22 protein-coding genes and 1 tRNA gene are annotated in these 23,126 nt (G+C 65.0%); 16 read left to right on the top strand and 7 right to left on the bottom strand.

The annotated features are described in order from the left end of the window. Window positions 1-14 precede the first annotated feature (14 nt). Window positions 15-263: a cold-shock protein gene (locus LNV28_RS18305; RefSeq protein ID WP_263519282.1), complete on the bottom strand. Its 249-nt coding sequence runs from the start codon at window positions 261-263 to the stop codon at window positions 15-17. 223 nt (window positions 264-486) lie between these two features. On the opposite strand from LNV28_RS18305, the gene clpS reads away from it, so the two are divergent. Both clpS and clpA read left to right on the top strand, forming a co-directional pair. Then, a complete protein-coding gene (gene clpS / locus LNV28_RS18300; protein WP_171825978.1) occupies window positions 487-843 on the top strand; it encodes an ATP-dependent Clp protease adapter ClpS in 357 nt (118 codons plus the stop codon). Next, window positions 840-3,167, top strand: a complete 2,328-nt coding sequence (gene clpA / locus LNV28_RS18295) for an ATP-dependent Clp protease ATP-binding subunit ClpA (protein WP_263519283.1) — start codon at window positions 840-842, stop codon at window positions 3,165-3,167. The genes clpS and clpA overlap by 4 nt, the downstream gene beginning before the upstream one ends. A 70-nt stretch (window positions 3,168-3,237) precedes the next feature. Here clpA and LNV28_RS18290 read toward each other — a convergent pair whose 3' ends face one another. The 5 genes from LNV28_RS18290 to LNV28_RS18270 all read right to left on the bottom strand — a co-directional run bounded on the left by LNV28_RS18290 (window position 3,238) and on the right by LNV28_RS18270 (window position 6,660). Next, window positions 3,238-4,044, bottom strand: a complete 807-nt coding sequence (locus LNV28_RS18290) for a M90 family metallopeptidase (protein WP_263519284.1) — start codon at window positions 4,042-4,044, stop codon at window positions 3,238-3,240. After that, entirely contained in the window at window positions 4,044-4,835 is a 792-nt protein-coding gene (locus LNV28_RS18285) for a UDP-2,3-diacylglucosamine diphosphatase (RefSeq protein WP_263519286.1), read from the bottom strand. The genes LNV28_RS18290 and LNV28_RS18285 overlap by 1 nt, the downstream gene beginning before the upstream one ends. 10 nt (window positions 4,836-4,845) lie before the next feature. Next, window positions 4,846-5,343, bottom strand: a complete 498-nt coding sequence (locus tag LNV28_RS18280) for a peptidylprolyl isomerase (RefSeq protein ID WP_263519418.1) — start codon at window positions 5,341-5,343, stop codon at window positions 4,846-4,848. Window positions 5,344-5,348: 5 nt separating this feature from the next. After that, on the bottom strand, window positions 5,349-5,984 hold the full coding sequence (locus LNV28_RS18275) for a peptidylprolyl isomerase (protein ID WP_263519288.1): 636 nt from the start codon (window positions 5,982-5,984) through the stop codon (window positions 5,349-5,351). An 82-nt stretch (window positions 5,985-6,066) separates the two neighbouring features. Next, entirely contained in the window at window positions 6,067-6,660 is a 594-nt protein-coding gene (locus tag LNV28_RS18270) for a tetratricopeptide repeat protein (RefSeq protein ID WP_263519289.1), read from the bottom strand. 239 nt (window positions 6,661-6,899) lie between these two features. Here LNV28_RS18270 and cysS point away from each other — a divergent pair, with 239 nt between their 5' ends. The 11 genes from cysS to LNV28_RS18215 all read left to right on the top strand — a co-directional run bounded on the left by cysS (window position 6,900) and on the right by LNV28_RS18215 (window position 18,163). Continuing rightward, window positions 6,900-8,276, top strand: coding sequence for a cysteine--tRNA ligase (cysS, locus tag LNV28_RS18265; protein WP_263519290.1), 1,377 nt, complete (start codon window positions 6,900-6,902; stop codon window positions 8,274-8,276). A gap of 2 nt (window positions 8,277-8,278) precedes the next feature. Continuing rightward, entirely contained in the window at window positions 8,279-8,932 is a 654-nt protein-coding gene (locus LNV28_RS18260; protein WP_263519291.1) for a DNA-3-methyladenine glycosylase family protein, read from the top strand. A gap of 78 nt (window positions 8,933-9,010) precedes the next feature. Beyond that, window positions 9,011-9,982: an acetyl-CoA carboxylase carboxyltransferase subunit alpha gene (locus LNV28_RS18255; protein ID WP_263519292.1), complete on the top strand. Its 972-nt coding sequence runs from the start codon at window positions 9,011-9,013 to the stop codon at window positions 9,980-9,982. 57 nt (window positions 9,983-10,039) lie between these two features. Further along, window positions 10,040-11,425 carry a tRNA lysidine(34) synthetase TilS gene (gene tilS, locus LNV28_RS18250; protein ID WP_263519293.1) on the top strand — a complete coding sequence of 462 codons (1,386 nt, stop codon included), beginning with the start codon at window positions 10,040-10,042 and terminating at the stop codon, window positions 11,423-11,425. 129 nt (window positions 11,426-11,554) lie between these two features. Beyond that, window positions 11,555-12,826 (top strand): aspartate kinase, encoded by a 1,272-nt coding sequence (locus LNV28_RS18245; RefSeq protein ID WP_263519294.1) that lies wholly within the window; start codon window positions 11,555-11,557, stop codon window positions 12,824-12,826. A 51-nt stretch (window positions 12,827-12,877) separates the two neighbouring features. Further along, window positions 12,878-12,970: transfer RNA gene (locus tag LNV28_RS18240), tRNA-Ser, on the top strand. Between the two features lie 451 nt (window positions 12,971-13,421). Beyond that, complete coding sequence (locus tag LNV28_RS18235) at window positions 13,422-13,724, top strand: DUF2249 domain-containing protein (protein ID WP_263519295.1); 303 nt, start codon at window positions 13,422-13,424, stop codon at window positions 13,722-13,724. Between the two features lie 24 nt (window positions 13,725-13,748). Next, window positions 13,749-14,969, top strand: a complete 1,221-nt coding sequence (locus LNV28_RS18230) for an NnrS family protein (protein WP_263519296.1) — start codon at window positions 13,749-13,751, stop codon at window positions 14,967-14,969. Window positions 14,970-15,008: 39 nt separating this feature from the next. Beyond that, window positions 15,009-15,518 (top strand): RrF2 family transcriptional regulator, encoded by a 510-nt coding sequence (locus LNV28_RS18225; protein ID WP_263519297.1) that lies wholly within the window; start codon window positions 15,009-15,011, stop codon window positions 15,516-15,518. Continuing rightward, window positions 15,505-16,941, top strand: coding sequence for a cytochrome c oxidase accessory protein CcoG (ccoG, locus tag LNV28_RS18220; RefSeq protein WP_263519298.1), 1,437 nt, complete (start codon window positions 15,505-15,507; stop codon window positions 16,939-16,941). The genes LNV28_RS18225 and ccoG overlap by 14 nt, the downstream gene beginning before the upstream one ends. 19 nt (window positions 16,942-16,960) lie before the next feature. After that, the gene (locus tag LNV28_RS18215; RefSeq protein WP_263519299.1) at window positions 16,961-18,163 is read left to right on the top strand and encodes an NnrS family protein; all 1,203 of its coding nucleotides are present in this window, start codon (window positions 16,961-16,963) and stop codon (window positions 18,161-18,163) included. Between the two features lie 40 nt (window positions 18,164-18,203). Here the strand turns inward: LNV28_RS18215 and LNV28_RS18210 are convergent, their stop codons facing one another. Further along, window positions 18,204-18,776 (bottom strand): Crp/Fnr family transcriptional regulator, encoded by a 573-nt coding sequence (locus LNV28_RS18210; protein ID WP_263519300.1) that lies wholly within the window; start codon window positions 18,774-18,776, stop codon window positions 18,204-18,206. 541 nt (window positions 18,777-19,317) lie between these two features. Between LNV28_RS18210 and LNV28_RS18205 the strand changes: the two genes are divergently transcribed. The 3 genes from LNV28_RS18205 to LNV28_RS18195 are packed head-to-tail and all read left to right on the top strand — an operon-like array spanning window position 19,318 to window position 23,114. Further along, window positions 19,318-21,249, top strand: a complete 1,932-nt coding sequence (locus LNV28_RS18205) for a type IV pili methyl-accepting chemotaxis transducer N-terminal domain-containing protein (protein ID WP_263519301.1) — start codon at window positions 19,318-19,320, stop codon at window positions 21,247-21,249. Next, window positions 21,246-21,947: a response regulator gene (locus tag LNV28_RS18200; protein ID WP_263519302.1), complete on the top strand. Its 702-nt coding sequence runs from the start codon at window positions 21,246-21,248 to the stop codon at window positions 21,945-21,947. Before LNV28_RS18205 ends, LNV28_RS18200 begins: the two co-directional genes overlap by 4 nt. A gap of 36 nt (window positions 21,948-21,983) precedes the next feature. Then, entirely contained in the window at window positions 21,984-23,114 is a 1,131-nt protein-coding gene (locus LNV28_RS18195; RefSeq protein ID WP_263519303.1) for an HPP family protein, read from the top strand. The last annotated feature ends 12 nt before the right edge of the window (window positions 23,115-23,126 follow it).

Below are 23,126 nucleotides of genomic sequence, written 5' to 3'. Positions count from 1 at the left end.
GTTTTCGACCGCACTCAGGCCGCTTCGCTGAACTCCATGGCGGGCTGTGCTGCGCCCTTGTCCAGCGGGGTGATGTTCTGCGCCAGCTGACCCTTGGGGCCCTGCACCAGCTCATAACTCACCTTGCCGCCTTGTTGCAGGGTTCGAAAACCCTCCATCTGGATGGCCGAAAAATGGGCGAACACATCCTCGCCGCCCGCTTCCGGTTCAATGAAGCCAAAACCCTTGGCATCGTTGAACCACTTCACCGTTCCTATCGTCATAACGCCTCCGTCCCGGTGTCTGATGCACCGCGGCGGATTCTTGGGGGCAGGTGGCTGCCTGTCAATTCAGGGCCTGCCCTTATGGGGCAGACCCGGAGATGACGGCAGCGCCTCAAAAAAGCTGCCTGTGCGCAGCCAATTCCAGTCTTGTAATTCCGGCCGCAGGCGCAAGATGAATTCCTGTGTGCCAGCGGCTCTCGGTGGCACTCGATAGAATCAGCCCATGCCAGATTTCCCCAGTCAACCGCCGATGCCTCCCGGTCTGCCTCCAGGGCGCGAGGACGCTGACGGCACGACCACCGTTGAACGCCTGACCCAGAAAACCGAGCCGCCGCGCCTGTACCAGGTGCTGCTGCTCAACGACGATTTCACGCCCATGGAATTCGTGGTCATGGTTTTGCAGGAATATTTCCGGCATGACCTGGATACGGCCACCCAGATCATGCTCAAAATCCACCACGATGGGCGTGGGGTCTGCGGCGTCTTCAGCAAGGACGTTGCAGCGACCAAGGTCGAATTGGTGCTGGCAGCCGCAAGGCGCGCCGGCCATCCTTTGCAGTGCATTATGGAGGCCGCATGATTGCGCAAGAGCTTGAAGTTAGCCTGCACATGGCGTTTGTCGAAGCACGCCAGCAGCGCCATGAGTTCATCACCGTCGAGCACTTGCTGATGGCCCTGTTGGACAACCCCTCCGCCGCCGAAGTGCTGCGCGCCTGCTCGGCCAATCTGGACGATCTGCGCAAGAGCCTGACGCAGTTCATCAAGGAGAACACGCCCACGGTGGGCGGCTCCGACGAGGTGGACACCCAGCCGACGCTGGGTTTCCAGCGCGTCATCCAGCGCGCCATCATGCATGTGCAGTCCACCGGCAGCGGCAAGAAGGAAGTGACCGGCGCCAATGTGCTGGTGGCGATCTTTGGCGAGAAGGATTCGCACGCCGTCTACTACCTGCACCAGCAGGGCGTGACCCGCCTGGACGTGGTCAATTTCATTGCCCACGGCATCAAGAAGTCAGATCCGCCGGAAGCGCCGGGGTCGGGCAAGGGCCAGGAAGGCAGTGCTGGCGCCGAGGCCGAGCGCGAGGAAGGCGAGGGCCAGGGCAAGGGCTCACCGCTGGAGCAGTTCACCCAAAACCTGAACCAGCTGGCCAAGGACGGCAAGATTGATCCCCTGATCGGCCGCGAGCACGAAGTGGAGCGTGTGGTGCAGATCCTGTGCCGCCGCCGCAAGAACAACCCGTTGCTGGTGGGTGAGGCCGGTGTGGGCAAGACCGCCATCGCCGAGGGCCTGGCCTGGCGCATCACCGAAGGCGATGTGCCCGAGGTGCTGGCTGAGGCCGTGGTCTATTCCCTGGACATGGGTGCCTTGCTGGCCGGTACCAAGTACCGCGGCGACTTTGAGCAACGCCTCAAGGCCGTGCTCAAGCAGCTCAAGGACCAGCCCCATGCCGTGCTCTTCATTGATGAAATCCACACCTTGATCGGTGCCGGCGCGGCCTCGGGCGGCACGCTGGACGCCAGCAATCTGCTCAAGCCGGCGCTCAGCTCCGGCGCGATGAAGTGCATTGGCGCCACCACCTTCAGCGAGTACCGTGGCATCTTCGAAAAAGACGCGGCCCTCAGCCGTCGCTTCCAGAAGGTCGATGTGGCCGAGCCTTCGGTCGAGCAGACCATCGAGATCCTCAAGGGTCTGAAGTCTCGCTTCGAAGAGCACCACAACGTCAAGTACGCCCTGGGCGCGCTGCAGGCGGCGGCTGAACTGTCGGCCAAGTACATCAACGACCGCCATCTGCCGGACAAGGCCATCGATGTGATCGATGAGGCCGGCGCTGCCCAGCGCATCTTGCCCAAGAGCAAGCAGAAGAAGACCATCACGCGCAGCGAGGTGGAGGACATCGTGGCCAAGATCGCGCGCATCCCGCCCGCGTCCGTGTCCAGCGATGACCGCAGCAAGCTCAAGAGCCTGGATCGAGATCTCAACAGCGTGGTGTTCGGCCAGGAGCCGGCCATCGATGCCTTGGCTGCCGCCATCAAGATGGCACGCTCGGGCTTGGGCAAGCCGGACAAGCCGATCGGTTCCTTCCTGTTCAGCGGCCCCACCGGCGTGGGCAAGACCGAAGTGGCCAAGCAGCTCGCCTACATCTTGGGCATCGAGCTGATCCGCTTTGATATGTCCGAGTACATGGAGCGGCATGCGGTCAGCCGCTTGATCGGCGCGCCTCCGGGTTATGTTGGTTTCGACCAAGGCGGTCTGCTGACCGAGGCCGTGACCAAGAAGCCGCATGCGGTGCTGCTGCTCGACGAAATCGAGAAGGCGCACCCCGATGTCTTCAATGTCCTGCTGCAGGTCATGGACCATGGCTCGTTGACCGACAACAACGGGCGCAAGGCCGATTTCCGCAACATCATCATCATCATGACGACCAATGCCGGCGCCGAGGTGATGAACAAGAGCAGCATTGGCTTCATGAATTCGCGCCAGCAGGGCGATGAAATGGCCGACATCAAGCGCCTGTTCACGCCGGAGTTCCGCAACCGCCTGGATGCCATCGTGTCCTTCCGTGCGCTCGATGAGGAAATCATCATGCGCGTGGTCGACAAGTTCCTGCTGCAGCTGGAAAGCCAGTTGCAGGAGAAGAAGGTCGAGGTCACCTTCAGCGATGCACTGCGCAAGCAACTGGCCAAGAAGGGTTTCGACCCCTTGATGGGTGCCCGCCCCATGCAGCGCCTGATCCAGGACACCATCCGCCGCGCTCTGGCCGATGAGCTGTTGTTCGGTCGTCTGGTGGACGGTGGGCGCCTCGGCGTCGATGTGGACGAGGCTGGCGCCGTGCAGCTGGACATCCAGCCGCTCAGCAAGGTCAAGGACAACAAGCCCAAGGCGGAGCCCGCCACCGCCAGCTGATCACTTTTTTGATCGCTGCCAAGGCCCCGGGACGAACCGTCTCGGGGCCTTTTGTTTTTCCTTTTCCGTTTCAGGCGGCCGGATCCTGGCGGAAGAAGCGGGCCAGGAGGCGGTACAGCGGCGCTTGTTCGGCACGCAGGGCTTTCGGGGCGACGAAAAAAGCCTCCACCGCCACGGCGAAAAACTCTTCCAGACTCTCGGCGCCATAGGGGTCGATCAGCGTCGCTTCACCGGTATCCACGCGTTGGCAGAAGGCCTGCCATTCGGCCTCGATGACGTCCAACCACTGCTCGCGTGCGGCCAGGCTGGCCAGGGGCGGGACGCCGTCGGCCCAGCCATCGCGCATGTCGATGACATGGGCGAATTCGTGAATGACGACGTTGTAGATGCTGTCCGGTCTGTCGGCCGCCGGGTCGGTATCGGCGGCCATGGCCTGCCAGACCAGCATCAGCGGCCCGCCCTCCATGGCTTCGCCGGCCAGCTCTTCTTCAAAGGCGTGGACGACTCCGTCCTCGTCCGTGAATTCGCGCCTGGCCAGCACCTCGTCCTCGTGCATGACGATGCCGACGAAGCCCTCGTACCAGTCCAGGCCCAGGCGCAAGACCGGCAAGCAGGCTTGGGCCGCCACGGCGATGGCGACCTCGTCGCTGACCTCGAAGCCGCCCGCGCCGTGAAACTCCTTGCGGTCCAGGAACAGCGAGCACAGACGGCGCAGCTCGCTCAGGTCCTCTTCAGAGCGCTCGGCCAGGAAGGGGTAGCGCAGCAGCGTCAGCTGCCACAGGGGCTCGGGGATGGCCAGGCGTTGAACCGTGAGCCGGTCGCGACGGCGTGTCCAGGCTTCGCCGAGCCATTTCAGGCGACGCAGCCAGCTGAACATCAGGCCAGGTCAATGCGGCGCAGGCCGGCGTGGCGCAGGCGCAGCACATCGCCTCGGGGCTGTTGTGCGTCTTCAAAGTCCCAGTCCGACAGCACATGGCGGCGCAGTCCTGGCGCCAATTCATGACGCGCCGGCCGGTGGGTGTGGCCGTGGATCAGGTCGCTGCAGCCCGAGGCTTTCAGCCAGTTCTGGCAGGCGGCGGGGTCGAGGTCGGCGTATTCGGTCTGCCCGGCCTGGCCCGCTTTGCTTGCATCGCGCATCTGGCGGGCCAGGGCGCGGCGCTGCTCGAGTGGGCGGGCCAGGAAGTCCGCCTGCCAGGAATGGCTGCGTACCTGGGCGCGGAAAGCCTGATAAGGCTTGTCATCCAGGCACAAGGCGTCGCCATGGCTGAGCAGCCAGCGTTGCCCGAAGGCGTTGAGCACGGTGGGGTCGGCCAAGCCCTGCATGCCGCAAGCGGCCAGCATGTCCGGGCCGACGAGAAAATCGCGGTTGCCGGCCATGAAGTAAAGGGCGTGGCGCTGGCTGGCGGTGTGCAGCAGTTCCACGCAAGAGGCTTCGAAGTCCTGGTGTCGGGCGTCGTCACCGATCCAGACTTCAAAGATATCGCCGAGCAGAAACACCGCGTCAGCGCTGGTTTCTTGCAGATGCGCGGCCAGGGCGGCCAGGGTGGCCGGCGTATCCGGCGAGAGGTGCAGGTCGGACAGAAAGTCCAGCCGGCGCCACTCGGTGGGCACGCTCAGCTCGGCAAACTCGGGCAGGGCAGGGGTGGTGTCACCGGCTGCTCCTGCCATGGTGCTCGTCTCAGGCCGCAACTTCGACAGCGCGCTCGATCACCACGTTTTCCAGCGGCACATCGTCATGGAAGCCCGAGCGGCCGGTCTTGACCTTCTCGATGGCGTCCACGATTTCCTTGCCTTCGATCACGCGGCCGAATACGGCATAGCCCCAGCCCGAGGGGGTCTCGGACTTGAAGTTCAGGAAGCCGTTGTTGGTGGTGTTGATGAAGAACTGGCTGGATGCCGAGTGCGGCGCATTGGTGCGTGCCATGGCCAGGGTGTAGTGGTCGTTCTTGAGGCCGTTGTTGGCTTCGTTTTGGATCTCGCCCGTGGTCGGCTTTTGCTTCATGCCGACTTCAAAGCCGCCGCCCTGGACCATGAAGCCCTTGATCACGCGGTGGAACACGGTGCCGTTGTAATGGCCGCTGTTCACATAGGACAGGAAGTTGGCAGCCGAGATCGGCGCCTTGGCGTCGTCGAGTTCGACGCGGATCAGGCCGTGGTTGGTGTGCAGTTCAACGATCTTGCTCATTTCTTGGGCTCCACAAGGGCTTTGGTGATGGTGATGGGGTTTTGCGGCAGGTTTTGGTGCGGGCCTTGGGCCGTGGTCGGCGTGGCGCGGATCTTGTCAACCACGTCCATGCCTTCGAGCACCAGGCCGAAGACGGCATAACCATTGCCGTCGCGCGAGTTGTCCGCGTCCAGGAAGGCGTTGTCCACCGTGTTGATGAAGAACTGCGATGTGGCCGAATTCGGGTCACTGGTGCGGGCCATGGCCAGGGTGCCGCGCAGGTTCTTCAGGCCGTTGCGCGATTCCAGCGGAATCGGCGGCTTGGTCGGGCGCTGCTGCATGTCCTTGGTGAAGCCGCCGCCCTGAATCATGAAGTTCTCGATCACGCGGTGGAAGATCAGGCCGTTGTAGTGGCCGGCCTTCACATACTGCACGAAGTTGGCCACCGACTTGGGCGCCTTGTCGGCATCGAGGCCGATGCGGATGTCACCTTCGCTGGTGCTCAGGCGCACGAACACGGTCGGATTGATCTGCGCAGTGGCTGCTGCTGATGCGGCCAGGGGTGCCTGTGCCTCGGCGCCGCAAACAGCCAGGGCCGCCAGCGAGAACAGGGCCAGTCTTCGGCCCAGGGATTGAATCGTTTTCGTTTGCATGACTTTCATTCCTCCAGGATGTGGGGCAATTCTCGGGGGTGCTTGCTTGAGGCTCGGCGCCGTCGTGACAACCGCCGGCTTGTTACTGCGGGCGGCGCGAGGCCTCTTGCAGCAAATCATGGGTTCGCTTGAGCTTGAGCGCCAGGGTGGTGGATGGCGCCGCCAGGGCCTGCTGGGCCCGCTGATAAGCCCGCAAGGCCTGGCGCAGCAAGACGTCGCCCAGGTTCTCCTGAGCCTGCGCATGGTTGGGTTGCAGGCGCAGGGCTTGTTCCAGTTCGTTGCGGGCGCGGTCGAGATCGCCCTGGCTGGCGTGGATGACGGCCAGGTTGTTGTAGGGGTCAGCCAAGTCGGGGAAGTCTTCGGTCAGCTGGATGAAGATCTGCTGCGCGCTGCCTTGTTCGCCGAGCTCCATGCGCATCACCCCCAGGGCAAAACGCAGCTTCAACTCATCCGGGGTCTGCTTCAGAGCAGCTTCCAAGGTGGCCACCGCCTGCGGCCGCTGGCCGGCCAGCCACTGCCTTTGGGCAATGTCGAGCTCGCTGGCGTGGGCCAGGGACAGGCCGAACAGATGGAACAGCAGGGCGGCGAGCGCCAGACGGAGCGTCGCGGGAAAGCGAGCCTTTGCTGGCCGGCTGGCGCTGCGTTGCGGACGAATTGACGGGTGTTGGAGGGGCATTGAGGGCGGGTTTGGGCTGGTTGCGGGGTAAGTGCCAAGGCCTGGCCGCAAAACCCTGCCGGTATACTGAAGCTCATTCTACGGCGCCCGCCTCAAGTCGTCCGGCCGGCCTTCGACGCAGTGTGCGCATCGCTTGGAGCCGAATCGGCTCGCAGCGCATGCCTCCAAGCGCAGCGCGGGCAGGCCAGCCGAATTCAAGTTCTCGGCGGTTCGGCGCGTACATCCTGGTTCAAGCACCCATGTCTCTTCGCATTTACAACACGCTGACCCGCTCGGTCCAGCCTTTCGCCCCTATCGAACCTGGTCATGTGCGCATGTATGTCTGCGGCATGACGATTTACGACCTCTGCCATGTCGGCCACGCTCGCATGATGATGGCCTTCGATGTGGTGCAGCGCTGGCTCAAGGCCTCGGGCTACCGCGTGACCTATGTGCGCAACATCACCGACATCGAGGACAAGATCATCAAGCGAGCGGTGGAGCGCGGCATCAGCATCCGCGAGCTGACCGACGAGATGATCGCCGCCATGCACCGCGACATCGGCGCCCTCGGCGTCGAGCGACCCACACATGAGCCGCGCGCCACCGATTACGTCGGCCAGATGCTGGATTTGATCGGCACGCTTGAGAACAAGGGCTTGGCCTACCGCGCCAGCAATGGCGATGTGAACTACGCCGTGCGCAAATTCCCAGGCTACGGCAAGCTCAGCGGCAAGTCGCTGGACGATTTGCGCGCGGGCGAGCGCGTGGCCGTGGACGATGGCAAGCTCGACGCCCTGGACTTTGTGCTGTGGAAGTCCGCCAAGGAGAGCGAGCCCGAGGACGCCAAATGGGCCAGCAGCTACGGCGCCGGTCGCCCGGGCTGGCATATTGAATGCTCGGCCATGGCCTGCGCTTTGCTGGGTGAGCGCTTTGACATCCACGGCGGCGGTATGGACCTGCAGTTCCCGCACCATGAGAACGAGATCGCCCAGAGCGAGGGCGCGCTGGGCCATGCTTTCGTCAACGTCTGGATGCACAACGGCTTCCTGAACGTGGACAACGAGAAGATGTCCAAGAGCCTGGGCAACTTCTTCACCATCCAGGATGTGCTGAAGACCTACGACGGCGAAACCCTGCGCTACTTCATGCTGCGCACCCATTACCGCAGCCCCTTCAATTTCAGCGATGCCAATCTGGACGACGCGCGCGCCGCGCTGCGCCGTCTCTACACCGCGCTCGACGGTTTGGACGTGCCGGAACTGGCTGACTTGGACTGGAGCCAGCCGCAGGCAGCCGCTTTCCGCGCGGCCATGGACGATGACTTCAACACGCCGGGCGCCCTGGCCGTGCTGTTTGAGTTGGTCAGCGAAGTCAACCGCTCGCGCTCGCTGGCTGATGCGGCCTTGCTGAAAAAGCTGGCCAGCACCCTGGGCTTCTTGCAGCAGCCGCCGCGCCAGTATCTGCAGGCCGGTGCCGGCCTGGATGAAGCTGCCATCCAGGCTCAGATCGAGGCTCGCGCCGCTGCCAAGGCCGCGCGCGACTTCGCCGGCGCCGATCGCATCCGCGCTGAGCTCCTGGCTGCAGGCATCGTCCTGCAGGATTCCGCTGCCGGTACCAGCTGGTCGCGGGCCTGAGCGTGGTGCGCTCCAATCCGGCCGGGGTGACCCCGGACTACTGGGATGAGGCTTGCCGCCATCTGGTCAAGCGCGACCGGGTGCTCAAGAAGCTGATCCCTCAGTTTGGCGAGGCGCGCCTGCAGAGTCGCGCCGATGCGTTCACGACCCTGGCTCGCTCCATCATTGGCCAGCAGATCTCGGCCAAGTCGGCGCAGGCCACCTGGGAGAAGTTTGTTGCGCTGCTGCCCGGCAATGCCGCGAAGATCCAGCCTGCCGCCTTGTTGGCCCAGGCGCCGGAGGGCCTGAGGGTGGCCGGGCTTTCGGCCCGGAAGGTCGACTATCTGCGCGACCTGGCCCAGCATTTCGAAGACGGCCAGGTCCATGTCAAGCAATGGACGCAGATGGACGACGAAGCCATCATCGACGAGCTGGTGGCCATCCGTGGCATCGGCCGCTGGACGGCCGAGATGTTCCTGATCTTCCACCTGACGCGGCCCAATGTGCTGCCGCTGGACGATCCGCGTTTGATCAAGGGCATCAGCGATTTGTACTTTTCCGGCGAGCCGGTGTCGCGGGCGGAAGCGCGCGAGCTGGGCGACGCCTGGGCGCCTTACCGCTCGGTAGCCACATGGTACATTTGGCGCAGCCTCGATCCGGCCCCGGTGCAGCCCTGATTCGCCAGCCCTCCGGCCTGCCTTAAAATGGTGGCTTGAGTCGTCTTCGGACCCTCCTCACTGACACGAAATCGCAGGATGAGCAAAAAACATTTTCTCGAGTTCGAGCAGCCTATCGCTGAGCTGGAAACCAAGATCGAAGAGCTGCGCTATGTGCAAAGCGAATCGGCGGTGGACATCTCCGAAGAGATTGATCGGCTCTCCAAGAAAAGTCAGCAGCTGACCAAGGACGTCTACGCCAGCGTCGAACCCTGGCAGGTCTACCAGATCGCCCGGCATCCGCAGCGCCCCCAGACCCTGGACTACTGCGCCGAGGTCTTCACCGAGTTCCAAGAACTGCACGGCGACCGTCATTTCGCCGATGACGCCGCCATCGTCGGCGGCTTGGCCCGCTTCAATGGTCAAGCCTGCATGGTCATCGGCCATCAGCGTGGCGCCGATTCGAAAGAGCGCGCCCTGCGCAACTTCGGCATGCCGCGCCCCGAGGGCTATCGCAAGGCCTTGCGCCTGATGAAGCTGGCCGAGAAGTTCGGCCTGCCGGTCTTCACCATGATCGACACCATGGGTGCCTACCCCGGCATCGGTGCCGAGGAGCGTGGTCAATCGGAAGCGATTGGCCGCAACATCTTCGAGATGGCCCAGCTGGAAGTGCCCATCATCGCCACCGTGATCGGTGAAGGTGGCTCGGGCGGCGCCCTGGCCATCGGCGTGGCCGACCAGGTGCTGATGCTGCAGTTTTCGGCCTACTCGGTGATCTCGCCGGAAGGTTGCGCCTCTATCTTGTGGAAGTCTTCGGAGCGCGCTCCGGAGGCTGCCAGTGCCCTGGGCATCACCGCTCACCGCCTCAAGGCCATGGGCTTGATCGACAAGATCGTCAATGAGCCGGTCGGTGGCGCCCATCGCGACAACAAGCAGATGGCGTCCAACCTCAAGCGGGCCCTCAGCGACGCTCTGCGCCAGGTCAGCGACCTCAAGCCCAAGGAGCTGCTGGATCGTCGCTACGATCGTCTGCAGGCCTATGGCCGCTTTGGCGACACCAAGAGCCGCTGATTCGTCGGCGGATCTCAAATACCGGGCCCCGAGGGGCCCGTTTTTCATGGGCGATCTGTGGTTGTGCTGAATCCCGAGCTGAATGCCGATCTGGGCCAGCCCCGGCGCGTGGCCGTGGCTTTCAGCGGCGGCCGTGATTCGACCGCCTTGCTCCATTGCGTGGCGCGCCAGGCCCAGGTGCTGAATCGCACAGTGGATGCGCCTGTGCAGGTGCTGGCCCTTCACGTCCACCACGGCCTGAGCTCACAAGCCGATGCCTGGCTGCAGCACGGGCAAACGCTGTGCCGAGTTTGGGCAGCTCAAGGTCTGCCGGTCGAGTTTCGTCATCGACGCTTGGCAGGCGAGCCTGCTGTGGGGCAGAGCATCGAAGCCTGGGCGCGCGAAGGGCGCTACGCCGCCTTGGCCGAGATGGCGTTCGAGGCAGGCGCGACGCTCATCCTCTTGGCCCACCATCGGCGTGATCAGGCCGAAACCCTGCTGCTGCAAGCTCTACGCGGTGGCGGCGTGGCCGGGCTGGCTGGCATGCCGCGCTTGCAGCAGCGAGCGGGGCACAGCGGCCTGGTTTGGGCGCGGCCCTGGTTGCAGTTGGGCCGAGAGGCCATCGAGGCTTATGTGGAGGCTTATGGCTTGCCCCATGTCGAGGACGACAGCAATAGCGATCCGCGCTACAGCCGCAACCGCCTGCGTTTGCAGGTCTGGCCGGCGCTGGCCGAAGCATTCCCGGCGGCGGAGCGCAGCTTGGCCCTGGGTGCGCAGTGGGCCCAGCAAGCGCTGGCCCTGCAGCGCGAAATGGCCGAACAAGACTTGCCGGCTTTGCTGAGTCAGCAAGGCCTGCATCTGCCGGCTTTGCAGGCTTTGAGCCCCGCGCGCGCCAGCAATGCCCTGCGTGCCTGGCTGCTTCAGCAGACCGGGCAGGCCGCTTCAGCGCACCTGGTCACCGAGGTCTTGGCGCGCGAGGACTGGGGATCCACACTCAGCTGGCCTTGCGGCTCCGGCGTCTTGCATCTCTACCGCCAGCATCTGAGCTGGCAGGCGGCCCTTGAGGCGGGTGCACCAAATGGTGAGGCGCGGCTGCTCGACTTGAGCCGGCCAGGCGTCTACCCTCAGCCCGATTGGGGCGGCGCCTGGGAGGTCGTAGCCGTGAGTGAGGGTGGCGTGCTGCCGGAAAGTCTCGCCGCTGTCTGCATGCGGGCCCGGCAGGGCGGCGAGCAGTTTCAGCGTCAGCCGCGCGCAGTGGCGCGCAGCCTCAAGAAGGCTTATCAGAGCGCGGCGCTGCCGGCCTGGCATCGCGAGGGGCCCTTGTTGCTGCAAGCTGCAAACCAGCAATTGCTGTTCGCGCCGGGCTTGGGTTTGGATGCCCGCAGCTGGGCGCCGCCGGGCGCAACGCAGCTGGCAGTTCGCTGGCTTCGTCTGGGTGAGAGTGAGCCTGCGCCGGATGCGTAAGCCGGCTCCCGCAGGCCCGGGGGAGGGCGTCATATTGCTGCAATGCAGCAGCTAGAATCTTTGGCTGCGACCGCGGCGCACCCACCCGACCGGGAACCTCCCTTTTCCGCGCGTGACGAACGAACCCTTATGGCCTTGATTGTTCACAAGTACGGCGGCACCTCGATGGGGTCGACCGAGCGCATCCGCAATGTCGCCAAACGAGTCGCCAAATGGGCCCGCGCCGGGCATCAAATGGTGGTCGTGCCCTCGGCGATGAGCGGTGAAACCAACCGTCTTCTGGGCCTGGCCAAAGAGCTGGCCCCGGTCGGCAGCAGCGCCGCGCTGAACCGTGAACTGGACATGATTGCCTCGACCGGCGAACAAGTCTCGGTGGGCCTCCTGGCCATCGCCTTGCAGGCCGAAGGCCTGGAGTCGGTCAGCTACACCGGCTGGCAAGTGCCCGTGGCCACCGATTCGTCCTACACCAAGGCCCGCATCGAGAGCATTGACGACACTCGCGTGCGCGCCGACCTGGCCGCCGGCAAGGTGGTCGTGATCGCTGGCTTCCAGGGCATCGACGAGCACAAGAACATCACGACCCTGGGTCGCGGTGGTTCGGACACTTCGGCGGTGGCGATTGCCGCGGCCATGAAGGCCGATGAATGCCTGATCTACACCGATGTGGACGGCGTCTACACCACCGACCCGCGCATCGTGCCGGAGGCCCGCCGCCTGCACACCATCAGTTTCGAAGAGATGCTGGAGATGGCCTCGCTGGGCTCCAAGATCTTGCAAATCCGCTCGGTCGAGTTTGCGGGCAAGTACCGCGTGCCGCTGCGCGTGCTGTCCAGCTTCACGCCCTGGGACATCGATATCAACGAGGAAGCCAAGTCCGGCACCCTGATCAGTTTTGAAGAGGACGAGAAAATGGAACAAGCCGTCGTGTCGGGCATTGCCTTCAACCGTGACGAAGCCAAGGTGACCCTGCTGGGCGTGCCGGACAAGCCAGGCATCGCCTTCCAGATCCTGGGCCCGGTGGCCGATGCCAATATCGACATCGACGTCATCATCCAGAACGTCTCGCATGACGGCAAGACCGACTTCAGCTTCACCGTGCCGCGCAACGATTACGCCCGCACGCTGGAACTGCTGGAGACCAAGGTCGGCCCCGCCACCAATGCCTCCAAGGTGGTTGGCGATCCGCGCATTTGCAAGGTCAGCATCGTCGGCATCGGCATGCGTTCGCATGTCGGCGTGGCGTCCAAGATGTTCCGCGCGCTGAGTGAAGAGGGCATCAACATCCAGATGATTTCGACCAGCGAGATCAAGACTTCGGTCGTGATCGACGAGAAGTACATGGAGCTGGCCGTGCGCGCGCTGCACAAGGCTTTCGATCTGGACCAAGACGAAAAATCTTGAAGAAGTTCTTGCGAAGCCTGAAATTCTTCGTATAGAATGCAAGGCTACGCTGGAGTCGTGACCGAGTGGCCGAAGGTGCTCCCCTGCTAAGGGAGTATGTGGGCAAAACCTGCATCGAGAGTTCGAATCTCTCCGACTCCGCCAGCTGAAGTTGGCAGACTGAAAAGTCGAAAACAGACGCTGCAAAAATGCGAAACCCCTGATGAGCGAAAGCTGATCAGGGGTTTTTGCTTTGTGGGCTCGCCATGGCTGCGGGCTTTGATGGGGGCAATAAAGCCCGGCCACCTTGCGGCTGCGGGTTGCCGCCCAACTAACGGTTTACGAAGACGCGGCTGCCGCAGCACCGAGTTATCTCCTTCGGTCCTGAGGCTTTGGGTCTGTGGGCTTCCGACACAGCGCGCATGCCGCGCTTCAAGCCGTGCCGCGCCGGACGGTCAAAAGCAGGAGTAAGCAGGGCACCCTGCGTCGCCGCTTGCTGGGTCGGGTGCTTCGGTGGCAGAGCAGGTAGCTTATAAGATGCATTTTAAATATTGCTTTGAAGCGCGGATGGCGGGACAATAGATCCATTTTGAATGCAACTTATCGGAGGTCCCGTATGAACATCGACTCCACCCACTGTGCCGTGCCGGCCGTGCCCCCCGTCATTGATGTGCGTCTGATTCCCCCCGCGCAGCGCCATGGCCTGATCGTTCAGCACTTCGAAAGCTTGCCGATCGGGGCTTGGTTCGAATTGCACGCCGACCATGAACCTCTGCCCTTGAAGCAGCAGTTCCTGTCCTTGTGGCCCGGTCAGTTCGATTGGGAGGTTTTGGAGGCCGGTCCGACGCAATGGCGTCTGCGTATCGGTCGGCGCCCGGCGGCTCAAAGTTGCTGCGGCTGCTGCAGCGGCGCCCGCTGAGCGAAGCGGCAGGAGGAGAGCAGGATGGGCACTGTGTTCGTTCAGTTGCAGGAGCCGCCCCGGCGGCACCGGTCCGGCCAGGGGTTGGCGCTCTGGGATCTGGGCTTTCGGCCGTTTTATCTGTTGGCCGCCTTGCTCGCCATGCTGTCCGTGCCATTGTGGGCGCTGCAATTCAGCGGCTTGCTGGCCAGTGGAGGTCTGCGCGGTTCAGCCTGGCATGCCCATGAGATGGTGTTCGGCTATGCCTTGGCCATCGTGATCGGTTTTTTGTTCACGGCCGGTCGAAACTGGTCGGGGCGCGCCACGCCGACGGGCCGCCCCTTGATGGCGCTGGCGGCGCTGTGGGTGCTCGCCCGCGTGCTGGTGCTGACACCTTGGCTGTGGGCCTCGCTGGCGGTCAATGTGGCCGTGCCTTGGCTGGCGGCTTGGGGTTTGTGGCGCGCCCTGCACGCAGGCGGCAACCGGCGGAATTACTTCTTTGTCGGCCTGCTGCTGGCCCTGGGCTTGGCCACCGCTGCTTTGCATCTCGGGCAGTTGGTCCTGTGGGCCGAGCTTCAGCTGCCGGTGGCACCGTTTCAAGGCCTGGGCTTGCCCTTGGCGCTTGATCTGCTCTTGTTCATGATTGCCGTCATGGCCGGCCGTGTGCTGCCCATGTTCTCCAACAATGGTGTGCCCGGCATGAACGCCCGCCGTGAGCCTCGCCTGGAGCGCGTCGCATTGGCGGCGCTGCTGCTGCTGGCCGCCTGCGACGCACTGGGCTTGAGCGGCCCGGTGATGCTTCTGGCGCTGCTGCCGGCTTTGCTGGCGCACAGCCTGCGCTTCGCGCTCTGGCAGCCTTGGAAGACCCTGGGCAACCCTTTGGTCTGGGTGCTGCACGCGGCCTACGCTTGGCTCTTGCTGCACCTGGCTCTGCGAGCAGCGGCGACCCTGGACTGGCTGCCCGCGGCTTCTGCGACCCATGCCCTGACGGTGGGCCTGATCGGACTGATGACCCTGGGCATGATCACGCGCACCGCCCTCGGGCACACGGGTCGGCCGCTGAAAGCTGGGCCGGTGGAGACGGCGGCCTACCTGGCCTTGCTCGCGGCCGCTGTGCTGCGGGTGTTTCTGCCACTGCTGCTGCCGGCGGCCTTGCGATGGGCGGTCTGGCTGTCAGCCCTGTGCTGGACCTTGGCATTCGCCCTGTATTTGTGGCGTTATGGTCCCATGTTGCTGCGGCCCAGGGTTGATGGGCTGCCCGGATGAGAACATGGCCCCGTTCATGAAAACCAACAAGGATCAGCCATGCGCTTGACCACCATGACCGACTACGCCTTGCGCATGCTGATCTATCTGGGTCAGCATCCCGATCGGCTCTGCACCACGGCTGAGATCGCTCAGGCCTATGACATCTCGGAAGCCCATCTGACCAAGATCACCCACCAGCTCGGCCTGGGCGGCTGGATTCGTACGGTGCGTGGCAAAGGCGGGGGCATGAGCTTGGCTTTGGCGCCGGAAGACATCATGCTCGGCGAATTGGTGCGTGCCGTGGAGCCCGACTTCTACCTGGTGGAGTGTCTCGGCAATGGCAATGCCTGCAGCCTGACCGGCCGCTGCCGCCTGACCGGGATCTTCAACGAGGCGCTCGCAGCCTTCCTGGAGCAGCTGGATCGCCACAGCCTGGCTGATCTCTTGAGCCCCGCCCAGACTCCCGCCAGCGCCACGTCGCGCGGCGTGCCTGTGGGCTTGTCCGGTTTGAGCATTCAGCCCGTCCCCATCAAACGGCGCAGCCGAAAGCCCCATGAGCCAATCTGACCCCCCGCGCTCACCGCTGGGTTCGACGTCGCCCCGGGTGATTCCGCTGTATGTGGCCGAGGCCAAGGTCTACCCGCGTTCGGTCAGTGGCCGCTTTGCCAACTGGCGCTGGCTGATGGTCGCCCTGACCCAGCTCTTCTTCTACGGCGTGCCCTGGCTGCAGTGGAATGAACGCCAGGCCCTGTTGTTCGATCTGGAGGCCGGGCGTTTCTATGTCTTGGGCCTGATGTTCGTGCCGCAGGACTTCATCTACCTCGCAGCCTTGCTGGTGCTCAGCGCCCTGGCCTTGTTCTTCTTCACCGCCGTGGCCGGCCGCCTCTGGTGCGGCTACAGCTGCCCGCAGACCGTCTACACCGAGATGTTTCTGTGGATCGAACGCCATACCGAGGGCGACCGCCAGGCGCGCATGCGCCTGGACCGCTCGCCCTGGTCGGCTGAGAAGCTGGCACGCAAGACTGCCAAACACGGAGGCTGGTTGGCCCTGTCCTTGCTGACCGGCTTCAGCTTCGTCGGCTACTTCGTGCCGATCCGCGAGCTCAGCCAGCAGCTCTTGCACCTGCAGCTCGCGGCCTGGCCGAGTTTCTGGGTGCTGTTCTACGCGGGCGCCACCTATGGCAACGCCGGGTTTTTGCGAGAACAGATGTGCAAGTACATCTGCCCCTATGCGCGCTTCCAAAGTGCCCTGATCGATGCCGATTCGCTGATCATCAGCTACGACGCCGCCCGCGGCGAGCCGCGTGGCGCGCGTTCGCGCAAAGGGCGAGAGCTCGCGCTTGGCCAGACCGCCGATTGCGTGGACTGCACCCTGTGCGTGCAGGTTTGCCCCACCGGCATTGACATCCGCAATGGCTTGCAGAACGAATGCATAGGCTGCGCCGCCTGCATTGACGTCTGTGACCAGGTGATGGACAAGGTCGGAGCGCCGCGCGGCCTGATCCGCTATGCCACTGAGAACGGCATCAAGAATCACTGGACGCGCTCGCAAATGCTGGCCCGCGTGCTGCGGCCGCGAGTCTTGATTTATGGGGCGGGCCTGTTCTTGCTGAGCGGCGCCTTCGCCTTCAGCCTGCAGCAGCGCCAGGACCTGTTGATCGATGTGGTCAAGGACCGCAGCACCATGGCGCGCGAGGTCGGGGACGGCGTGGTCGAGAACGCCTACCGCCTGCAACTGATCAACCGCACCGAGCGGCCTTTGCGCCTGAATCTGAGCGCCGAGGGTTTGCTCGGGCTGCAGTTGCAAGCCCAAGGGGGTCGCCAGTTTCTGTTGGAGCCGGCCGCCATCGGCGCCTTGCCGGTTCAGCTGCGCTTGCCTCAGCAGGCCGGCCTCGCAGCAGGCACCCATACCGTCTACTTCGTCGCCGAAGATCGCGACCACCCCGGCAGCCGCTTCCGCAGCAAGGCCGTGTTCTACCTGCCGCGCTGATCTCTGCCGGCGCCTGCACATGCTGTCGCCCCACCGTCCTTTGTTCGCGGCTGCCGCTGCGCTGTGGCTGAGCAGCGCACTCTGGTGGAGCGCGTGCTTGTTGGGGCTGCTTCCTGCCGGTGTGCTGCCGGTGTCGGTCCTGCATGGCTGGCTGATGAGTCTGGGCATGATGCCGCTGTTCATCGCCGGCTTTGCTGGCACCAGCTTTCCGCGCTGGCTGGACCAAGAGCCGCTCGACGGCAGCCGGCTCCTGCTGCCCGCTGTGGCCGCCTGGCTGGCATGGGTGGGTTTGCTGCTCGCCGATGCTGCGGGGCGGCGCGGCCTGGCCGCCGGGTTCGCAGCCCTGCCGGGCCTGTTCATGCTCGGCATCGCAGTGGTCCTGCTGCGCCGCTGCGCCCGGCACGGTGCACGCTTTTCAGCGCATGCCTGGGGCATCGCCGCCGGCTTGCTCTGGGTCGGCCTGTGCCAGCTGTGTGCTGCGCTGGCCGTGCTGGTCGAGCAGGCGACGCTGTTGCAGGCGGCACAGCGCCTGGCTTTGTGGCTGGGCGTTGGCAGCATCTTCGTGCTGGCCTTGCAGCGCTTGACGCCGTTTGTGCACCAGCAAGGCCGACGCGCGCCAGGCCTCTTGATCGGTCTGCTGCTCAGCCTGCTGCTGCGCGCTGGCCTGGACCTGGCCGCGCTCTGGGCCTGGCCACTGCCGGCCCCGATTCACCTGTCGGCTGCCGCGGTCCTGCTGTGCCTGGCGGTGTTCGTTTTGCGTGACGCGCAGCGGCGTGAGCTGCGCGCCGCCCGGCGCACGCCTCTGGTCGCCCAGCTTCATGCCGGCTATATGTGGCTGGGTCTGAGCCTGGCCTTGGACGCGCTGGCGCAAGGGGGCGCCGGACTGGGCCGCCCGGATCTGCAGCGTGCGCTGGCCATGGCGGCCTTGCATGCGCTGACGCTCGGGTTTATGGGTACGACCTTGCTGGCCATGGCCAGCCGGGTCAGCGCCGTTCAACAGGGCCGAAGCGTGGCTGTCGACCGAGGCCTGAGCTTGATGCAAGCCCTGCTGCAGTTGCTGACTGCTGGCCGTTTGGCTGCCACGCTGGATCCTGTCTGGCCGGGCCTTATAGACCTGCTGCCTGCTGTTGCTCTGGCTTACCTCGTTCTGGCGCTGGCCTGGAGCTTGCGCTATGGGCCGTGGCTGCTACAAAGCGGGAGAGGAAGAGGTCGTGAACGATGAAGCGCAATGCGGCTGCCCCGAGCTTGTGCCCCAGTACTTCTCAAAGGCCGGACCTCAGCTCATGGGGACGCTGGCTCAAGGCGGCGAGGCGCGCGGGATCCGGGAAGCGCAGCTGGCTGTGCTTCATCACGATCAGGCCTTGCTCATGGAACTGACGCAGGGTGCGGGACAGGGTTTCCGGCGTCACGCCCAGTTGCGCAGCCAAGTCGCGTTTGAACTGGCTCAGGGTTAAGCAGTCGCCTTGGCCCTTCAGCATGAACTCATGAAGCAGCCATTCGGCGAGCCGGGACGGGAAGTCTTGAGTGGCCAGGGCCTGGCGAGACTCCAGGGCGTCGCATGCGCTTCGACTCAGGCTGTCCAGCAAGGTGGCCAGGAGCGCCGGATGCTGGCGGCAGAGATCCAGCACAGGCAGTGCCGGAAACTCATGGGCCACCACAGGGCTGAGGGCCAGGGCGGACTCGGGGAAGGGCGCCTGGGTCCAGGCTGTGACCAGGTCCACCCATTGCCCCCCGTGCAAGGCCCGGCTCTGTCGCCAAACCCCTTTGTTGTCCTGTCTGCCCAGGCTGAGCTTGCCGCGGACCAGCAGCCACAAGCCGCCCGCCTGGTTGCGCACGCCATTGCTCAGAAGGCGCGCGCCTTGCCGCGCGCGGTGCCCGCATCCCAGTGAGGCCAGCCTGATCAGAATTTCATCGTGGCCGGCCAGTTCCGGCCATGCTTGCTGCAATGCCAGGAGCAGGGCAGGGGACGGGCGGGCCGATCCTGACTTCGCGCTTGGCATGAGGCTTGTGCCCGTCGCTGTCGGCGGGAGCAGCACCGGGCCTGACCGAGGCTGACTTGGGTGCGATGCATGGCTGCTGGGTGTCATGATGATGGCCTTTTTGGCAAAGCAGGGCAATACGGGGGCGGCGTGCGGGCCTGCTTGAGTGCCTGTGTGAGTGCCTGCGTGAGGGCCTGCGTGTGAAGGGCTCTAGTCGAACACCGATGGCCCCCGCTCGACCTTGAACTGGTGCAAGAATGCAGCGCTTTCCAGCACCTTTCCTTCATGCGATCCTGCTTGGACCCGCTGCCTCGCCGTTCAGGCATGGGCCGCTGCCTCGACGGACACCCAAGTACCTAGACCCTGCCGTCTGACTCGAAGTCCATCGCCACAGCTCATGAATCTCTCCTCGCCGCGTTTGCCCTGGTCATTGGGGGCCAAGCTGAATCTGATTGGCGCTTGCCTGCTCTTGCTCGCCCTCAGTGGCATTGGTTTGATGATGTCTTTCACCCGGCAGTTGGACGGGGGGGCTGCGGCGGTCAACGAAGCCGGCCGCATGCGCATGCAAACCTGGCGCTTGGCCCAATCTTTGGAGGGCGGCAACTCAGCGCTGATTGGGGGCCAGCTTGCGCAGTTTGAGCAGAGCTTGCTCTTGCTCCGTCGCGGCGACCCCACGCGGCCGCTGGTCCTGCCCAAGGACCCGGCCACTCGCGCTGCATTTGTCGTGGTGCAGGACGAGTGGCTGCGCTTGCGCTCAGATTGGACCTCGGGCCCGGCGCCTCAAGCCGAACAAGTCGCGGAACGAGCCACGCAGTTTGTCGCCCATATCGATGACTTTGTGTCGGCGATTGAGTCGCAGCTGGCGAGCCTGACTGCGCTTCTCAACTGGCTGCAGTTCGCCATGGTCGGCCTGGCCTTGACGGCGGCGGCTGCCTTGCTGCACGCCGGCTACCGCCTGATCCTGCGGCCTTTGAATCGTTTGCAGACAGGCCTGGCTCAGGTCGGCCGCGGCGATCTGGAGGCGCGGGTGTCGGTCAGTTCGCACGACGAGTTCGGCGCGCTTTCGGAAGGCTTCAACGCCATGGCCGCCACCCTCCAGGGCCTGTATCAAAACCTGGAGGCCCAGGTGAGCGCCAAGACCCAGGATCTGGCACTGCAGAACACCCGGCTGGCGGCGCTTTACCGGGCTGCCGACTGGGTGTCCAAGGCCGACAGCCTGCCCATGCTGGCCCAAGGCTTCGCCACCCAGCTCCGGGCCGTGGCTCAGGCCGATGCTTCGGCCGTGCGCTGGTCTGACGAGGGCAATCGACGTTACTTGCTGCTGGCCTCGGACGGCCTGCCGCAAGCCCTGGTGGATGAAGAGCAGTGTGTGCCGACGGGCACTTGTTTTTGTGGTCAGACACTGGACAGCGCCGAAACCCGGGTGATTCCCATACTGCCGCTGCAGGACGGGCCCGACGCCGGCGAGCGAGCCATGCTCGGCCATTGCGAGCGCGCCGGTTTTCAAGCCGTCATCACCGTGCCTGTGCGCCTGCATGAGCGCATGCTGGGCGAGCTCAATCTCTTTTACCGCCAGCCCAAGGAGTTGGCGGCGGACGAACGTGCGCTGCTGGAAACCTTGGCCAGCCATCTGGCCGGCGCCATCGAGGGCTTGCGTGCGTCGGCGATGGAGCGCGAGGCTGCTGTGGCCGAGGAGCGCGGCCTGCTGGCACGCGAGCTGCACGACTCCATCGCCCAAAGCCTGTCCTTCTTGAAGATCCAGGTCAGCCTCTTGCGCCAGGCCCAGGAGCGCCAGCAGCCGGAGGCGGCGGCGCAAGCCGTGGCCGAGCTCGACGCCGGCGTGCGCGAGAGCCTGGCCGATGTGCGCGCCTTGTTGCTGCATTTCCGCACCCGCACCAACGGGGAGGACATCCTTCCCGCTTTGCAGAGCACCCTGCGCAAGTTCGAGCAGCAGTCGGGCTTGCAGAGCGAGCTCTCCATGGCCAATGACGGCCTGCCGCTGGCGGCCGATGTGCAGGTGCAGGTCCTGCATGTGGTGCAGGAAGCGCTGTCCAATGTGCGCAAACATGCGCAGGCGCGGCGGGTCTGGGTCAGCGTGCAGCAGCGGCCCTTCTGGCGTGTTGAGGTGCGTGACGACGGCTGTGGCTTCCAGCCCGATGCGGCGGCCTGGGACGAGACCCATGTCGGCTTGCGCATCATGCAGGAGCGAGCTGCCCGCATCGGCGGCCGGGTCGAGGTCAGCTCCGTGCCGGGGCAGGGCAGCCGCGTGGTGCTGAGCCTGGAGCCCATGGTGGCGGCTGACGCCGGTATACAAAAAGGAAATGCATGAACTCTGAAAGCCCCAAGGCACGGGTCTTGGTGGTCGACGACCACAGCCTGTTTCGCCGTGGCCTGATTGCCTTGCTGGCCGGTGACGGCCGCTTTGAGGTGGTGGCCGAGGCCGGTGACGCGGCAGAAGCGCAGCGTCGGGCGGCCGAGTGCCAGCCCGACGTCATCCTGCTCGACCAGCATTTGCCCGGCGTGCTCGGCGCCGATGCTGTGGCTGGCCTGCTGGAAGTGGCGCCGGCTGCACGGGTCTTGATGTTGACCGTCAGCGAAGACGAGGCCGACCTGGCCCAGGCCTTGCGCCAGGGCGCTTGCGGCTACCTGCTCAAGACCACGGACAGTGATGTGCTGATTCAGTCCTTGCTGCAGGTGCTGTCCGGGCAGTCGGCCGTCAGCCCTGAGATGACCAGCAAGCTGGTCAGCGCGTTCCAAAACCTGGGCCGGCAGCCTCTTGCTGCGGCCGCAGGCGCGCCGGCTGCTGCCGAGCCGGTCGTGCCCGAGGCCCAGGCCGTACCTGCCGTCTCGCCGCGCGAGCAGGAAATCCTGGCCCATATCGCCAAGGGCGCCAGCAACAAAGAGATCGCGCGCGCCCTGGGCATTGCCGAGACCACGGTGAAGATCCATGTGCAGCACATCCTGCGCAAGCTCGGCCTGAGCTCGCGTGTGCAGGTGGCGGTGTTCGCCAGCCAGCGCGGCCTTTGAGCCGCGCCCCTAGCCATCTTGTCTGAGGGAGCCGCTGTGCCCCATCGCTCCAATTCACCGCGCCCAGGCCCTGGGTCGGCCGGGCTTGCCGGCTGGCGCACCGCGTGCCTGGCCTGGCTGAGCGCCTTCCTGCCGGCCCCCTTGGCCATCGACGGCCGCGAGCGCTTGCGCGTGGTGGCTGGGGCCAGTCTGGGTATTGGCTTGACGGCCTGGCTGTGCCACGCGCTGGCCGGCGCTCAGCCCAGCCCTTGGCTGGTGGCGCCCCTGGGGGCCAGCGCGGTGCTGGTGTTCGCCGTGCCTGGCAGTCCGTTGGCCCAGCCCTGGGCCGTGATCGGCGGCAACACGGTGTCAGCCCTGGTGGCCGTGCTCTGCATGCAGCTCCAAGTCGGGCCGGTGTGGACCGCAGCGCTTGCGCTGGGGGCGGCTATCGCGGCCATGATGGCGCTGCGCTGCCTGCATCCGCCGGGCGGGGCTTGCGCTTTGCTGGTGGTTTTGAACGGCATCAGCGACCCCGCTTTTGCCTTGCAGCCGGTGTTGCTCAACTCGGTCTTGCTGGTGCTCTGCGGCATGGTCTACAACCAGGCCACAAAGCGGCCTTATCCGCACCGTGCGGCCGCGGCCGTGCCGGCGGCCGATCTGGATCTCGACCAGGTGCTGGCGCGCTACAACCAGGTCCTGGACATCAGCCGCGACGAGTTGCGGGCGCTGATTGAAGACACCCAGCTGCAGGGCTATCAGCGGCGCCTGGCCGATCTGCGCGCCCGCGACATCATGTCCACGCACATCATCACCGTGGCGCGCAGCTGGCCGCTGGCTCAGGCCTGGCCCCTGTTCCGCCAGCACAAGATCAAGGCCATGCCCGTGGTGGACGCCCAAGGCGAGCTCGTGGGCATCGTCACGCCGGCCGATTTTCTGCGCAGCCCGGGCTTCGACGCCGCGGCGGCTCTGGCGCCCGGAGGCCTGCAGGTGGGCCAGATCATGACGCGTTCGGTGCGGGTGGTCTCGGCCGATCGCCATCTGGCCGAGCTGATCCCGGTCTTCGCCAGCAGCGGCCACCATCACCTGCCCGTGATCGATGCGCAGCATCGACCGCTCGGCATGGTCACCCAGTCGGATGTGGTGGCCGCCCTGTCCGGCAGCCTGCTGCGCGCTGCTCCGCCGACCTGAGCGGCCGCAGCG

Source organism: Paucibacter sp. DJ2R-2 (assembly GCF_025717675.1).
Classification (GTDB): Bacteria; Pseudomonadota; Gammaproteobacteria; order Burkholderiales; family Burkholderiaceae_C; genus Paucibacter_A.
The sequence above is the reverse complement of the archived record's forward strand: the minus strand, read 5'-3'. Positions and strand labels throughout refer to the sequence as shown.

Bases quoted from the DNA above. Each gene is read 5' to 3' on its own strand.
- LNV28_RS18215 (WP_263519299.1), top strand. From the start codon at position 16,961: ATGCTGTCGCCCCACCGTCCTTTGTTCGCGGCTGCCGCTGCGCTGTGG.
- LNV28_RS18285 (WP_263519286.1), bottom strand. From the start codon at position 4,835: ATGGCAGGAGCAGCCGGTGACACCACCCCTGCCCTGCCCGAGTTTGCC.
- ccoG (WP_263519298.1), top strand. From the start codon at position 15,505: ATGAGCCAATCTGACCCCCCGCGCTCACCGCTGGGTTCGACGTCGCCC.
- LNV28_RS18235 (WP_263519295.1), top strand. From the start codon at position 13,422: ATGAACATCGACTCCACCCACTGTGCCGTGCCGGCCGTGCCCCCCGTC.
- LNV28_RS18275 (WP_263519288.1), bottom strand. From the start codon at position 5,984: ATGCAAACGAAAACGATTCAATCCCTGGGCCGAAGACTGGCCCTGTTC.
- LNV28_RS18305 (WP_263519282.1), bottom strand. From the start codon at position 263: ATGACGATAGGAACGGTGAAGTGGTTCAACGATGCCAAGGGTTTTGGC.
- LNV28_RS18255 (WP_263519292.1), top strand. From the start codon at position 9,011: ATGAGCAAAAAACATTTTCTCGAGTTCGAGCAGCCTATCGCTGAGCTG.
- LNV28_RS18245 (WP_263519294.1), top strand. From the start codon at position 11,555: ATGGCCTTGATTGTTCACAAGTACGGCGGCACCTCGATGGGGTCGACC.
- LNV28_RS18270 (WP_263519289.1), bottom strand. From the start codon at position 6,660: ATGCCCCTCCAACACCCGTCAATTCGTCCGCAACGCAGCGCCAGCCGG.
- LNV28_RS18205 (WP_263519301.1), top strand. From the start codon at position 19,318: ATGAATCTCTCCTCGCCGCGTTTGCCCTGGTCATTGGGGGCCAAGCTG.
- LNV28_RS18230 (WP_263519296.1), top strand. From the start codon at position 13,749: ATGGGCACTGTGTTCGTTCAGTTGCAGGAGCCGCCCCGGCGGCACCGG.
- clpS (WP_171825978.1), top strand. From the start codon at position 487: ATGCCAGATTTCCCCAGTCAACCGCCGATGCCTCCCGGTCTGCCTCCA.
- LNV28_RS18290 (WP_263519284.1), bottom strand. From the start codon at position 4,044: ATGTTCAGCTGGCTGCGTCGCCTGAAATGGCTCGGCGAAGCCTGGACA.
- cysS (WP_263519290.1), top strand. From the start codon at position 6,900: ATGTCTCTTCGCATTTACAACACGCTGACCCGCTCGGTCCAGCCTTTC.
- clpA (WP_263519283.1), top strand. From the start codon at position 840: ATGATTGCGCAAGAGCTTGAAGTTAGCCTGCACATGGCGTTTGTCGAA.
- LNV28_RS18200 (WP_263519302.1), top strand. From the start codon at position 21,246: ATGAACTCTGAAAGCCCCAAGGCACGGGTCTTGGTGGTCGACGACCAC.
- LNV28_RS18225 (WP_263519297.1), top strand. From the start codon at position 15,009: ATGCGCTTGACCACCATGACCGACTACGCCTTGCGCATGCTGATCTAT.